This is a genomic window from Gordonia sp. DT30 (genome assembly GCF_049844915.1).
Lineage (GTDB): Bacteria > Actinomycetota > Actinomycetes > Mycobacteriales > Mycobacteriaceae > Gordonia.
Genome location: NZ_JBNCLY010000003.1, coordinates 228,360 through 240,886, shown reverse-complemented (window position 1 = coordinate 240,886; position 12,527 = coordinate 228,360). Strand labels below are relative to the sequence as shown.

At 67.9% G+C, this 12,527-nt stretch carries 14 protein-coding genes; 9 read left to right on the top strand and 5 right to left on the bottom strand.

Features of this window, described 5'->3' with window-relative positions; genetic code table 11:
• Positions 1–5: 5 nt before the first annotated feature.
• The gene (locus ACLQ3C_RS04830) at positions 6–614 is read right to left on the bottom strand and encodes a cysteine dioxygenase (RefSeq protein ID WP_425703890.1); all 609 of its coding nucleotides are present in this window, start codon (positions 612–614) and stop codon (positions 6–8) included.
• 358 nt (positions 615–972) lie between these two features.
• Here ACLQ3C_RS04830 and fdxA point away from each other — a divergent pair, with 358 nt between their 5' ends.
• From fdxA to ACLQ3C_RS04815, 3 genes are read left to right on the top strand one after another with little or no spacing between them, the layout of a single operon-like run.
• Positions 973–1,305, top strand: a complete 333-nt coding sequence (fdxA, locus tag ACLQ3C_RS04825; RefSeq protein ID WP_425703889.1) for a ferredoxin — start codon at positions 973–975, stop codon at positions 1,303–1,305.
• 7 nt (positions 1,306–1,312) lie between these two features.
• On the top strand, positions 1,313–2,431 hold the full coding sequence (dapC, locus tag ACLQ3C_RS04820; protein WP_425703888.1) for a succinyldiaminopimelate transaminase: 1,119 nt from the start codon (positions 1,313–1,315) through the stop codon (positions 2,429–2,431).
• Between the two features lie 17 nt (positions 2,432–2,448).
• Positions 2,449–3,144, top strand: a complete 696-nt coding sequence (locus tag ACLQ3C_RS04815) for a helix-turn-helix domain-containing protein (RefSeq protein ID WP_425703887.1) — start codon at positions 2,449–2,451, stop codon at positions 3,142–3,144.
• On the opposite strand, the gene ACLQ3C_RS04810 is transcribed toward ACLQ3C_RS04815, so the two are convergent.
• The 4 genes from ACLQ3C_RS04810 to ACLQ3C_RS04795 all read right to left on the bottom strand — a co-directional run bounded on the left by ACLQ3C_RS04810 (position 3,126) and on the right by ACLQ3C_RS04795 (position 6,143).
• On the bottom strand, positions 3,126–3,572 hold the full coding sequence (locus ACLQ3C_RS04810; protein WP_425703886.1) for a VOC family protein: 447 nt from the start codon (positions 3,570–3,572) through the stop codon (positions 3,126–3,128). The two genes, ACLQ3C_RS04815 and ACLQ3C_RS04810, sit on opposite strands and share 19 nt — an antisense overlap.
• 91 nt (positions 3,573–3,663) lie before the next feature.
• The gene (gene dapD / locus ACLQ3C_RS04805; protein WP_425703885.1) at positions 3,664–4,629 is read right to left on the bottom strand and encodes a 2,3,4,5-tetrahydropyridine-2,6-dicarboxylate N-succinyltransferase; all 966 of its coding nucleotides are present in this window, start codon (positions 4,627–4,629) and stop codon (positions 3,664–3,666) included.
• Between the two features lie 49 nt (positions 4,630–4,678).
• Complete coding sequence (locus ACLQ3C_RS04800; protein ID WP_425703884.1) at positions 4,679–4,963, bottom strand: hypothetical protein; 285 nt, start codon at positions 4,961–4,963, stop codon at positions 4,679–4,681.
• Positions 4,964–5,126: 163 nt separating this feature from the next.
• On the bottom strand, positions 5,127–6,143 hold the full coding sequence (locus ACLQ3C_RS04795; RefSeq protein WP_425703883.1) for a zinc-dependent alcohol dehydrogenase family protein: 1,017 nt from the start codon (positions 6,141–6,143) through the stop codon (positions 5,127–5,129).
• Positions 6,144–6,182: 39 nt separating this feature from the next.
• Here ACLQ3C_RS04795 and dapE point away from each other — a divergent pair, with 39 nt between their 5' ends.
• From dapE to ACLQ3C_RS04765, 6 genes are all read left to right on the top strand, one after another.
• Positions 6,183–7,280 (top strand): succinyl-diaminopimelate desuccinylase, encoded by a 1,098-nt coding sequence (gene dapE / locus ACLQ3C_RS04790; protein WP_425703981.1) that lies wholly within the window; start codon positions 6,183–6,185, stop codon positions 7,278–7,280.
• Positions 7,281–7,334: 54 nt separating this feature from the next.
• Positions 7,335–8,177 (top strand): TIGR00730 family Rossman fold protein, encoded by an 843-nt coding sequence (locus tag ACLQ3C_RS04785; RefSeq protein ID WP_425703882.1) that lies wholly within the window; start codon positions 7,335–7,337, stop codon positions 8,175–8,177.
• A 2-nt stretch (positions 8,178–8,179) separates the two neighbouring features.
• Complete coding sequence (locus tag ACLQ3C_RS04780; RefSeq protein WP_425703881.1) at positions 8,180–8,719, top strand: TIGR00730 family Rossman fold protein; 540 nt, start codon at positions 8,180–8,182, stop codon at positions 8,717–8,719.
• Between the two features lie 80 nt (positions 8,720–8,799).
• Positions 8,800–10,569 (top strand): long-chain-acyl-CoA synthetase, encoded by a 1,770-nt coding sequence (locus ACLQ3C_RS04775; RefSeq protein WP_425703880.1) that lies wholly within the window; start codon positions 8,800–8,802, stop codon positions 10,567–10,569.
• Positions 10,570–10,596: 27 nt separating this feature from the next.
• On the top strand, positions 10,597–11,487 hold the full coding sequence (folP, locus tag ACLQ3C_RS04770) for a dihydropteroate synthase (protein WP_425703879.1): 891 nt from the start codon (positions 10,597–10,599) through the stop codon (positions 11,485–11,487).
• Positions 11,484–12,518 carry a glucosyl-3-phosphoglycerate synthase gene (locus ACLQ3C_RS04765; RefSeq protein ID WP_425703878.1) on the top strand — a complete coding sequence of 345 codons (1,035 nt, stop codon included), beginning with the start codon at positions 11,484–11,486 and terminating at the stop codon, positions 12,516–12,518. The genes folP and ACLQ3C_RS04765 overlap by 4 nt, the downstream gene beginning before the upstream one ends.
• Positions 12,519–12,527: the final 9 nt, after the last annotated feature.

The window sequence follows — 12,527 nt, the reverse complement described above, 5'->3', positions numbered from 1 at the left end:
GCGGACTACTCGGGTTCGTCGGTCAGCTCGGTGCGGCTGCGTCGCAGCGTCCCCGACTCGGTGACCTCGTAGAACGACATCGCGGTCAGCGGCGGCGAATAGGCGTGCACGCTCAGCGTCGGCCCGGCCGAGGTGAGCTCGCCGGGCGCGGGGGCGGCCGGCCGGTCGTCGGCGAGTCCACGCACCGGGGGAGTGCTGTCGTGATGTTGGACGTCGTGCACCCACCCGAGCGGAAAGGCCGCCTGATCTCCGGCCGAGAGGATCCGCAGGGCAAGATCGTCGCCGGTCCACCGGTATTCGCGCAGGGCGCCTGACAGAACGGTCAGCGCGCCGAGCGAACCGGCATGATCGTGGAGGTCGGTCGAGCGGTCGGGTGTCCAGCTGATCAGCCACAGGTCGAGGTCGTCGTCGGTTTCCAGGCGTGTCGACCACCGTTCCACCGGATCCCAGGCAGTGGGCATGAGGTGGTCGTAGCGTCCGTCGAGGACGTCGGCAACTCCCTGATCGGTGATGCGTAGCAGGTCGGCCGGGCGCAGGCGGGTCGGCAGATGAGCGGCGGTGTGGCGATTGACCGGACGGGTATGTGCGGTTCGCGGTGGCAGTGTCGAGGTCATGTGTCCTCCGGTGATCGATGGTCGATGGGAGCGGGCCGGGTGCGGTGACGCGGGACCGCTACATCGAAGCGACGGAGTGCTCACCCGACCAGGGTGAACGCCGCCGGGCGCCGGCGCGAGGGTTGTCGTCAGGGTGAATGCAACCACTTGCCACCGATGGCCGACGCCCTGGCCGTCATCCGCAGGTCGGGGGCCGGGTGTCGGTTGCCCCGTCGGCAGGCAGATACTGTGGAGGTACACGTGTGCGCGGCCGGGGCTGCGGGTGCCGTCGCGGGCGTGTTCGGCGCGAACAGCCCTCGCGTTCGTCTCGGCCCATCACAGCGGTGGGTCGGCCTGAGTGCTTGCAACAAAGGAGTGTGTGGTGACCTACATCATCGCGGAACCTTGCGTGGACGTGATGGACCGGGCATGTGTGGAGGAGTGCCCGGTCGATTGCATCTATGAAGGTGGTCGCAGTCTCTACATCCAACCGGATGAATGCGTGGACTGTGGCGCCTGCGAGCCCGTGTGTCCGGTGGAGGCGATCTTCTACGAGGACGACGTCCCCGACGAATGGGATCCGTATGTCAGCGCCAACGCCGATTTCTTCGACGATCTCGGATCGCCAGGGGGCGCGAGCAAGGTCGGCAAGGTCGATTACGACCCGCCGTTCATCAAGGCGCTGCCCCCGATGAACGAGGACGAGGACTGAGTTCGCGGTGACCGCCTCCCGCCCGGCCCGGCGCCGGGTCAGCGCCGTCCTTCCCGACTTTCCGTGGGACACCCTCACCGGTGCCAAGGCGCTGGCCAATTCGCATCCGGACGCGATCGTCGACCTGTCGGTCGGGACACCGGTCGATCCGGTCGACCCGGTGATCCGCGACGGTTTGGCACGCGGCTCGGAGTTCCCCGGCTACCCGACGACGACCGGTACCACCGAGTTGCGGACGGCCGCCGCCGAGGCACTGACACGCCGCTACGGCGTCGCCGGCCTCGACGAGTCGGGCATCCTGCCGGTCATCGGCACCAAAGAAGCGATCGCGGGAGTGGTGTCCACGCTGGGCGTCGGAGCAGGCGACCTGGTCGTCATCCCAGAGGTCGCCTACCCGACCTACGAGGTGGGTGTGTTGCTGGCCGGGGCGACCCCGGTGCGCGCCGATTCGACGGTGGCACTGGGTCCGGCCCGGGCGGCGGTCCTGTTCCTCAACTCGCCGTCGAATCCCACCGGGAAGGTGCTCGGTGTCGACCATCTGCGCAAGGTGGTGTCCTGGGCACGTGAACGTGGCACCGTCGTCATCTCCGACGAGTGCTATCTGGGTCTGTCCTGGGACGCCGAGGCGGTGTCCATCCTCGATCCACGCGTCTCCGACGGGGACCATGCCGGGCTGCTGGCGGTGCACTCACTGTCGAAGATCTCGAATATGGCGTCCTACCGTGCCGGATTCTTCGCCGGCGACCGGGAGCTGATCGCCGAGCTTCTCGCGGTGCGCAAACATGCCGGTCTGATGGTGCCCTATCCGATCCAGGTGGCGATGACCGCGGCACTCGGTGACGACGAACATGTCGACGCGCAGCGCGTCCGCTACGAGAAGCGTCGCACCGAACTGGCCGCGGCGGTTCGCGGTGCCGGCTTCGACATCGACCACTCCGAGGCCGGCCTGTACCTGTGGGCCACCCGGGGGGAACCGTGCCGGGAGACCGTCGACTGGTTTGCGGGCCGCGGCATCCTGGTGGCGCCCGGCGACTTCTACGGCCCGGCCGGCATCGAACACGTGCGGATCGCGCTGACCGCCACCGACGAGCGTATCGCTGCGGCCGTCGCGCGGCTGGCCGCCTGAGCCGCGAGCCGGAACCGATGAACCGCGCCGGTCGTCCGCAGCGACCGGCAACGCTGTGGCGCAACCACGCCCCGGCCGGCGAGGCGGTCATCCTGCCCGATGGGTGCATGGATCTGATCTGGACCGGCGACGACCTGCTGGTGGCCGGTCCCGACACTGTGGCGAACACCTTTCGCACCGGGCGCCCGCGTGACATGACGGGGCTGCGGTTCGCTCCCGGACATGCCCCGGGGCTGCTCGGGATTCCGGCATCGGAGTTCCGGGATCTGCGGATTCGGTTGTCCGACGTGTGGCCGGCCGCCGAGGTCGGGCGCTGGTCGGAGATGCTGTCGGCCACCGACAACGTCGGCGCGATGCTCGTCGAGCTGTGTGCCGCACGTCCCGGTGAGCCGGCCCCACCCTGGATCGGCGCGGCCACCGAACATCTGCGCCACGGGACGCCGGTCGCCGCGTGTGCTGACGCGGTGTCGGTGTCGGTGCGGACGCTGCACCGAGTCTCGTTGCAGTGCTTCGGTTACGGACCCAAGACGCTGGCCCGGATATTGCGGATGCGCGCGGCCCTGACGCTGATCACCGGCACGGGCCGAGGCTTGTCGGAGGTGGCCCAGCACGTGGGGTACGCCGACTACGCGCACATGTATCGCGAGTTCGTCGAGCTCGCGGGTGCGCCGCCGACCGCATTCACCGATCCCGATCAGGCCGGCGCGCTGTAGAGGTCGACGGGATTGTCGTCGGGATCGGCGATCACCGCATAGCGCTGTCCCCACGGCGCGTCGAAGGGGTCGAGCACCGACCGGTATCCCGCCGCGACGAGCGCCTTGTGGTCTCGGTCGACATCGGCCGGTGAGGCGCACGCGAAGGCGAGTGCGAGTCGGTGCCCGCCCGCCGGTGGTGTCCATCCGGGCATGAACGACTCGATGACGGCGCGGGTATCGAAGAGCACCCGCATCGAGCCCGCCGATGTCTCCGCATGTGGTGCCTGCTCGGCGCCGGGCTCGAACCGCAGGCCGAGCCGCGAGTAGAACGCGATGGTCGCAGCCATATCGCCGACCACGACGGACACGGCATCGAGAACCGGACGGGCCGGTGAGGAGATGGGTGGGGAGGAGACGGGCGGGGTGGAGATGTCTGGATCTGTCATGGCATGAACATAGATCCGCCGCCGGCCGCGCGTCTTGAACTTTTCGGCCACGCTCCCGCACGAGCGCTGCCGACAGTTCTCGCCGAGCGCCTCAGTTCTTGTGAAGTGCCGCGTTGAGGGCGATTCCGTCGCCCTTGAACGGCACCACCTCGACGGCGCCGGTGAGACTGTTGCGGCGGAACAGCAGGTTCGACTGGCCGGCGAGTTCGCGGGCCTTGATCGTCGTCCCGTCCGGTCCGGCGACCTTGGTGCCTGCCGTCAGATACAGTCCGGCCTCGACGACGCAGTCGTCACCGAGCGGGATACCGCAGCCGGAGTTGGCTCCCAGCAGGCAGCGCTTGCCCAGTGCGACAAGCTCTTTGCCGCCGCCGGACAAGGTGCCCATCGTGGAGGCGCCGCCGCCGATGTCGGACCCGTCACCGACGACCACACCGGACGAGATGCGGCCTTCGACCATCGATTCGCCGAGGGTTCCCGCGTTGTAGTTGACGAAGCCCTCATGCATCACCGTCGTTCCGGGGGCAAGGTGCGCGCCGAGGCGAACGCGGTCGGCGTCGCCGATCCGCACGCCGCCGGGCGCCACGTAGTCGACCATGCGGGGGAACTTGTCGATGCTGTAGACGGTTACCGCGCCGCGCGCCTTGAGTCCGGTTCGGATCTTCTCGAACCCTTCGACCGGGCACGGTCCGTGGTTGGTCCACACGACGTTCGACAGGAACCCGAAGATCCCTTCGAGGCTGGTGCAGTTCGGGGTGACGAGGCGATGCGACAGCAGATGCAGGCGCAGATAGATGTCGTAGGCGTCGACGGGTGCTGCGGCCAGATCGGTGATGGTGGTCGCCACGGGGACGGTCTTGACGCGGCGAACGGCATCCGCGCCGACGAGATCGCGCAACTCCCCGGGAACCGCGTCGTCATCGAGAATCGTGGTGCCGTTGTGCCCGTTCGTGCCGAGCTGCGGCTCCGGGAACCAGACGTCGAGGACGACGCCGGGGTCGGCCGACCCTCCGTTGGTCACCGTGGCGATTCCGACTGCGTGTGCACCGTTGTTTGTCACGGCAACCGAGCTTACCGGTGACACCCGCGGCAGGCGTGAGGGCGTCGGTTCAGACCTGATGGCGGTAGTCGCGCAGGTAATGCTCTTGTTCCACGGAGGTGTAATCGGGCAGGAACGCGCTGTGGTGCAGTCGGCGACCCAACATGGCCATCGTCGTGGCAGCCACCGCGAATGCCGCCACCATCACGACGGCAGCCACGGCGGCCAGCGCCGCGTTGCCGGCAACCGCGGAGACCACCAGGACGGCCAAACCCGCGAAGCCGAGAAGGAGCAGGAAGAACGCCATCACACCCATGGGGTGCTGGCCGTGTGACTGGTGATGATGTGCGGACATGGGTGACCATCTCCTCAGGTGGAAGAATCCGCTTACCTCAGGCTACGTCCGTGTCCCGCCGACCGGAAGGGAAATCGGTAGACATCTATATCGCGGTTTCCGAGAGCGATGTCCAGCCGTTCTGACGGCGCAACCGTCTTCGTCGACACCACGGACGTGCCCACTATGGACGGAGCAGTGCCTTGATCGCGCGGCGTTCGTCCATCGCCGCATAGCCCTCGGCCACCTCGTCGAGCGGTAGCGTCAGGTCGAACACCTTGCCGGGAGCGATCTTTCGCGACACGATCAGGTCGACCAGTTCGGGCAGAAAGCGGCGCACCGGGGCCGGACCGCCATGGAGATGTACCAGCCGCCGGAACAGGGTGTCCCCGGAGATGGTGACGCCGTGCGCCACACCGAGAAAGCCCACGTGGCCACCCGGCCGGGCCGAGTCGATCGCCTGGGACATCGATTCGTCGGTCCCGACGGCCTCGATCACCGAGTGGGCCCCGAGTCCGCCGGTCAGCTCCTTGATGGCGGCGACGCCGTCGGCGCCGCGTTCGGTGACGATGTCGGTCGCGCCGAAGTCGAGCGCCAGGCGTTGACGCGGCTCGTGCCGGCTCATCGCGATGATGCGTTCGGCGCCGAGCTCGCGGGCTGCCAGAACCCCCAGCAGTCCGACGGCGCCGTCGCCGACGACCGCCACCGTCTTACCCGGACCCGCTTGTGCGGCAACCGCTCCGAACCATCCCGTGCCCAGCACGTCGGAGGCCGCGAGGAGGTCGGGCACGAGATCGTCGTCGGGTATCTCGTCGGTCGCCACCAGGGTGCCCTCGGCCAGCGGCACCCGCAGGTACTGCGCCTGCGCGCCGCGCACGGGCGCGGCGTGGACGCATCCGGTCTGATATCCCGCACGGCAGATGGCGCAGGTGTTGTCGGAGGCGGTGAACGAGCCGATCACGAACTGCCCGGGACGTATCGTCGTCACCTCGGCACCGACGTCCTCGACGACGCCGACGTACTCGTGGCCCATCGGCGTCGGACGCGCAATCTTGTTGATACCGCGGTAATTCCACAGGTCGGAGCCGCAGACGCAGGTCGCCGACACCCGGATGATCGCGTCGGTGGGATCAATGATGCGGGGCTGATCGAGATCGTCGAGCCGGATGTCGCCCGGGGCGTGGATGACGGTTGCGCGCATGGGCGCTCAGCCTACGCTCGAGTGCCCGGTTACGGTGGTGTGGTGAGCGAGCTCGATCTGCACGGTGACCCCGTCGACCTGACCGCGGCACTGGTCGATATCCACAGCGAATCCCGCAGCGAGGCGGTCATCGCCGACGCCGTCGAGTCCGCGTTGCGCGAGCAGACCAGCGGATTCGATATCCTGCGGCACGGCAACCGGGTGCTGGCGCGCACCAACCGCGGACTCGGTAGCCGGGTCATCCTCGCCGGCCATCTCGACACCGTGCCGGTCGCAGGAAATCTGCCGAGTCGCCGCACCGTCGACGACGCCGAGGGCGACGTGCTGCACGGATGCGGGACCGTCGACATGAAGTCCGGTGACGCGGTGTTCCTGCATCTGGCGGCCACCATGGCGAGCCCGCGCCACGATCTCACTCTCATCTTCTACGACTGCGAGGAGATCGCCGCCGAGTTCAACGGCCTCGGCGCGATCGAACGAGAGCTACCGGACTGGCTTGCCGGCGACGTGGCGATCCTCGGTGAGCCGACCGCAGGCCAGATCGAGGCCGGCTGTCAGGGCACGGTGCGGGTGCGGTTGTCGACTACGGGGACACGGGCACATTCGGCCCGAGCGTGGATGGGCGACAACGCGATCCACAAATTGGGTGAGGTGCTCACCATCCTTGACCACTACTCGCCGCGGCGTGTCGACATCGACGGGTGTGGGTACCGCGAAGGCCTGTCCGCGGTCTCGATCGGTGGCGGGGTGGCAGGCAACGTCGTACCCGATGCCGCCCACGTGGACGTCAACTTCCGCTTTGCGCCCGACCGCAGCATCGACGACGCGCTCGCACATCTGCGTGAGGTGTTCGCCGGCCCCCTCGATTCCGGCGCGGTGAGTATGGAAGTGACCGACTCGGCCGCGGGCGCACTACCGGGACTCGCACATCCGGCCGCCGCCGCCCTCGTCGACGCCGCGGGTGGCCGGTTCCGCGCGAAATACGGCTGGACCGACGTGTCGCGGTTCTCGGCACGGGGAATTCCCGCGGTGAATCTCGGGCCCGGCGACCCCAGCCTGGCGCATCGCGTGGACGAGCGTGTGCCGGTCGAACAGATCCGTGAGGTCAACGACCTGCTACGGCACTACTTGGGCTGACGCGCAGTCCCTACCGTTGGTGCCGGTGCCCGCGGGCGCATTAGCGTTACCGCCATGACGACCTCCGCGAGCGATGCCGATCCAGCAGATCGTGACGAGCAGCCGGGTGGTGAGCGCATCGTCGATGATCGGCGGGGCACCCGCTACGTCGGGCCGATGCGGCTGCGCCCGGGCGAAGCCGACGAACACACCACCGACCGCCGGTTGCTCGAATGGGTCGATCCTCGCGACGCCGAGCGCCGGGCCGAACGCACCATGCGTGACTCCTGGCGGGTGTTGCGCATCCAATCGGAGTTCGTCGCGGGCTTCGACGCACTGTCCGACGTCGCGGAGGCGGTCACCGTGTTCGGGTCGGCGCGCCTCACACCCGGTTCGCCCGGCTACGAGCTCGCGGTCGGTATGGGGCGCGCGCTCGGCGAGGCCGGCTACGCCGTGATCACCGGCGGTGGGCCCGGATCCATGGAGGCGGCCAACAAGGGGGCCTTCGAATCGTCGGCGACCTCGATCGGACTCAACATCGAGCTGCCTTTCGAACAGCATCTGAACCCGTGGGTCGATCTGGGCATGAACTTCCGCTACTTCTTCGTCCGCAAGACCATGTTCGTGAAGTATGCGCAGGCGTTCGTCTGTCTGCCCGGCGGTCTGGGCACCCTCGACGAACTGTTCGAGGCGCTGACGCTGGTGCAGACCAAAAAGGTCGTCCGCTTCCCGATCGTGCTCGTCGGCCGCGAGCACTGGAGCGGACTACTCGACTGGATGCGCGACGTCCTGGTCGGCAAGGCGATGATCTCCCCCGACGATCTCGATCTACTCCACGTCGTCGACGAGCCGGACGAGGCGGTGGCGATCATCCGGGCGGCCGCGGTCCGCCGGGCGGAACAAAAGAAGCAGGGCTGACGATGAGCGTGATCTGCGTGTATTGCGCATCGGGCACCGGAGTAGGGCAGGAGTATCTCGATCTTGCCGCCACGCTCGGCACGGCCATCGGCTCGGCCGGGCACACCCTGGTGTCCGGGGGCGGCAACGTGTCGATGATGGGGTCGGTCGCCGCGGCCACCCGCGCCGCCGGGGGCCGCACGGTCGGCATCATCCCGCGGGCACTGATGGACCGCGAGGTCGCCGATCTCGACGCCGACGAGCTCGTCATCACCGAGACCATGCGGGAACGCAAGAGGTTGATGGACGAGAGCGCCGACGGCTTCATCGCACTGCCCGGTGGGATCGGCACGCTCGAGGAACTCTTCGAGACGTGGACCGGCGGCTTTCTGGGGATGCACGCCAAGCCTGTCGTGTTGCTCGACCCGTCCGGTTTCTACACGCCGCTGCTGTCGTGGCTGCAGGATCTGGTGGCGCCGGGATTCGTCGCACAGAGCTCGCTCGACCGGCTCGTCGTCACCGAAACGGTGGAGGGTGCGCTGCGTCATGCTACTGACCGGTAGGGTGTGCCAACGAGTTGCCGCGACGTTCCGCGCCGGGCAGCACACGCCATCGTCGTCCAACCCCGAGAGCGAGTAAGTCGATGTCGTCTCAGGACACCGTCGGAATCACAGACCTGGTCAAAGGTGTGCTCAAGATGGCGCCGCAGGCCCATCAGATGATCAGACACGCTCCCGGCCTGATCCGGCGCCCGGCCGATGCCAAGCGGACCATCGGTTCGATCTTCCAACGCCATGCCGCCGACCACCCCGATCGCCCCTTCGTGCGATTCGAGGGCAAGTCCGTCACCTACGGGGACGCCAACCGCATCGTCAACACCTACGCCGCGGTACTCGCCGAGAAGGGGGTGCGCACCGGCGACGTCGTCGCGATCCTGTCGAAGAACTGCCCGACCGACCTGTTCACGATGCTGGCGACGGTCAAGCTCGGCGCGATCGCCGGCATGATCAACTACAACCAGCGCGGCAATGTCCTCGAGCACAGCATGAAGCTCCTCGGCGCGCGGGTCCTCATCCATGACCCGGACTGTGCCGAAGCCTTCGAATCGATTCCGCAAGGCGCGCTGCCCGATCACGTGCTCGACTTCGGCGCCCTCGACGCCGCCGCCGCGGGACACCCCGACACCGACCCCGAGGTGACGGCGACCCTGCCGGCCGCCACCGAGGCGTTCTACATCTTCACCTCCGGGACGACCGGGATGCCCAAAGCCAGTGTGATGAGCCACAATCGGTGGTTGGCGAGCCTGTCGGGGATCGGGGGTCTGGCCGTCCGGCTACGGCCCAGCGACACCATGTACGTCCCGCTGCCGCTCTATCACAACAATGCGCTCTCGGTGTCGTTGTCGTCGGTGCTCGCCTCGGGTGCCTGTATCGCGATCGGGAAGCACTTCTCGGCGTCGAAGTTCTGGGATGACGTCATCCTCAACCGCGCGACCGCCTTCTGTTACATCGGCGAGTTGTGCCGCTACCTGCTGGCGCAGCCGGCGAAGCCGACCGATCGCGCCCACGGGGTCCGGCTGATCGTCGGCAACGGCATGCGCCCCGACATCTGGGACGAGTTCCGGGAGCGGTTCGGCATCGACCGGATCGTCGAGTTCTACGGTGCCAGTGAGCTGAACCTGGTCTTCGTCAACGCCTTCAGCGCCAGCCGGACCGCTGGCTTCTGCCCGCTGCCGTACGCGATCGTCGAATACGACGAGGACGGCAAGCCCAAGCGCGACGCCGAGGGCCGACTGACCAAGGTCAAGCGCGGTGGGACCGGGCTGCTCCTCTCGGGGATCAACGACCGGGTGCCGATCGACGGCTACACCGACCCGGAGGAGACCGAGAAGAAGATCCTGCGCGACGCGTTCAAGGAAGGCGACGCCTGGTTCAACTCCGGTGACCTCGTCCGTGATCAGGGCATGCACCACATCGCCTTCGTGGACCGCCTCGGCGACACGTTCCGCTGGAAGGGTGAGAACGTCGCCACCACCGAGGTCGAGGCCGGCCTCGACGGCGTGCCGACGATCACCCAATCGGTGGTGTTCGGGGTGGAGGTCCCCGGTACCGACGGCAAGGCGGGGATGGCCGCGGCCACCCTGCGCGAGGGTGTGTCGTTCGACGGCAAGGCGGTCGCCGATCACCTGTACGAGACGTTGCCCGCGTATGCGATTCCGCTGTTCATCCGGATCGTCGATCATCTCGAGGCCACCTCGACCTTCAAGAACCGCAAGGTCGAACTGCGCGACGAGGGGTATGCGAAGGTCGGCGACGATCCGCTCTACGTGCTCGCCGGACGGGCCGGGGGCTACGTGGAGTACTACGACGCCTACCCCGACGACGTCGCTGCGGCCAAGGCGCCCAAGAACTGAATCGCGCGCGCTCCGTACTCTTGTCGCATGGAGTCTTGTGGCGTGGCCGCAACGCTGTGCGGGCGCCGGGTCGCCACCGACCGGGCGCTGGTCATGGCCATCGTCAACCGCACACCGGATTCGTTCTATGACCGCGGCGCCAGCTTCGCCGACACCGCCGCGCGGTCGCGCATCGACCAGGTCGTCGCCGAGGGTGCCGACATCGTCGACATCGGTGGCGTCAAGGCGGGGCCGGGCGAGCAGGTCGGTGCCGCCGACGAGATCGCCCGCGTGGTGCCGTTCATCGCCTGGATTCGCGAGCGGTACCCCGATCTGCTGATCAGCGTCGACACGTGGCGCGCCGGAGTCGCCGACAAGGCGTGCGCCGCCGGTGCCGACCTCATCAACGACACCTGGGCGGGCGCCGACCCGGGGCTGGTCGAGGTGGCCGCCGCGCACCGCGCCGGAATCGTGTGTTCACACACCGGCGGGGCGGTGGTCCGCACCCGGCCGCACCGGGTCGCCTATGGGGATGACGTCACCGATGTCGTCGCCGACGTCATCGATGCGGTCACCTCGGCGGCCCGCCGCGCTGTCGCCGCCGGCGTCGCCCGTGATTCGATCGTGATCGATCCGACGCACGATTTCGGTAAGAACACCCACCACGGGCTGACCTTGTTACGCCACGTGAAAGATCTTGTTAATACGGGCTGGCCAGTGCTGATGGCGCTCAGCAACAAGGACTTTGTGGGGGAGACTCTGGGGGTGGACCTCGAACACCGGGTGGAAGGCACCCTCGCGGCGACCGCTCTGAGCGCTGAACACGGCGCCCGCATCTTCCGCGTCCACGAGGTCGCCGCCACCCGTCGCGTGGTCGACATGATTGCCGCGATAGCGGGTACACGACCTCCAGCCAGAACAGTTAGGGGACTCGCATGACCAAGAAGGTACGTCGAACCCAGAATCGCCGACCGGTGGCCGGTCGGGACACGACCGCCCGGTGGTCCGCCGCCGAGACGTCCACGGACAGTTCATGGTCATCGACCCACACCTGGGAACAACCCGACTGGACGATCGACGAACTCGTCGACGCCAAACAGGGGCGAACGGTGTCGGTCGTCCTGCCCGCGCTGAACGAGGAAGAGACGGTCGCCGACGTCATCGCCAGCATCCGCCCGCTGGTCGGGACGCTCGTCGACGAACTGATCGTGCTGGACTCCGGTTCCACCGATGCGACCGCGGAACGCGCCCGTCGCGCCGGCGCCGAGGTGATCAGCCGCGAGGAGGCGGTCCCCGAACTCGCACCGGTCGGGGGCAAGGGTGAGGTGTTGTGGCGTTCGATCGCGGTCGCGACCGGCGACATCATCGCCTTCGTCGATTCCGACCTCATCGATCCGGATCCGATGTTCGTGCCCAAGATGCTCGGGCCGTTGCTGATCGACCCCGACATCCAGTTGGTGAAGGGCTACTATCGGCGCCCGCTGCGCACCGGGGGCACCGAGGACGCCAACGGCGGGGGCCGGGTGACCGAACTCGTCGCGCGCCCGTTGCTCGCCTCGCAGAAGCCCGAACTCACCGCGGTGCTCCAGCCACTCGGCGGCGAGTACGCCGGCACGCGGGAGCTACTGGCGTCGGTACCGTTCGCGCCGGGGTATGGCGTCGAGATCGGTCTGCTGATCGACACCTACGACCGCCATGGGCTGCCCGGTATCGGTCAGGTGAATCTGGGTGTGCGCACCCACCGCAACCGCCCGCTCATCGAGCTCGGCGTGATGAGCCGGCAGATCGTCGGCACGCTGATGCGCCGGTGCGGGATCGCGGACTCGGGTGTGGGCCTGACCCAGTTCACCGCCGAACCGGACGGCAGTTTCACCTCGCACACCACCGACGTCCATCTCGAGGATCGGCCGCCGATGCGGACCCTGCGCGCAGTCGACCTCGAGGTCGACGACGAGGAGATGGCCTCCTAGCAGGGGCGT

Excerpts from the sequence above, each read along its gene's own strand:
- ACLQ3C_RS04830 (WP_425703890.1), bottom strand. The coding sequence starts at position 614 with ATGACCTCGACACTGCCACCGCGAACCGCACATACCCGTCCGGTCAAT.
- ACLQ3C_RS04815 (WP_425703887.1), top strand. The coding sequence starts at position 2,449 with ATGAACCGCGCCGGTCGTCCGCAGCGACCGGCAACGCTGTGGCGCAAC.
- ACLQ3C_RS04810 (WP_425703886.1), bottom strand. The coding sequence starts at position 3,572 with ATGACAGATCCAGACATCTCCACCCCGCCCGTCTCCTCCCCACCCATC.
- ACLQ3C_RS04800 (WP_425703884.1), bottom strand. The coding sequence starts at position 4,963 with ATGTCCGCACATCATCACCAGTCACACGGCCAGCACCCCATGGGTGTG.
- ACLQ3C_RS04795 (WP_425703883.1), bottom strand. The coding sequence starts at position 6,143 with ATGCGCGCAACCGTCATCCACGCCCCGGGCGACATCCGGCTCGACGAT.
- ACLQ3C_RS04785 (WP_425703882.1), top strand. The coding sequence starts at position 7,335 with ATGACGACCTCCGCGAGCGATGCCGATCCAGCAGATCGTGACGAGCAG.
- ACLQ3C_RS04780 (WP_425703881.1), top strand. The coding sequence starts at position 8,180 with ATGAGCGTGATCTGCGTGTATTGCGCATCGGGCACCGGAGTAGGGCAG.
- ACLQ3C_RS04775 (WP_425703880.1), top strand. The coding sequence starts at position 8,800 with ATGTCGTCTCAGGACACCGTCGGAATCACAGACCTGGTCAAAGGTGTG.
- folP (WP_425703879.1), top strand. The coding sequence starts at position 10,597 with ATGGAGTCTTGTGGCGTGGCCGCAACGCTGTGCGGGCGCCGGGTCGCC.
- ACLQ3C_RS04765 (WP_425703878.1), top strand. The coding sequence starts at position 11,484 with ATGACCAAGAAGGTACGTCGAACCCAGAATCGCCGACCGGTGGCCGGT.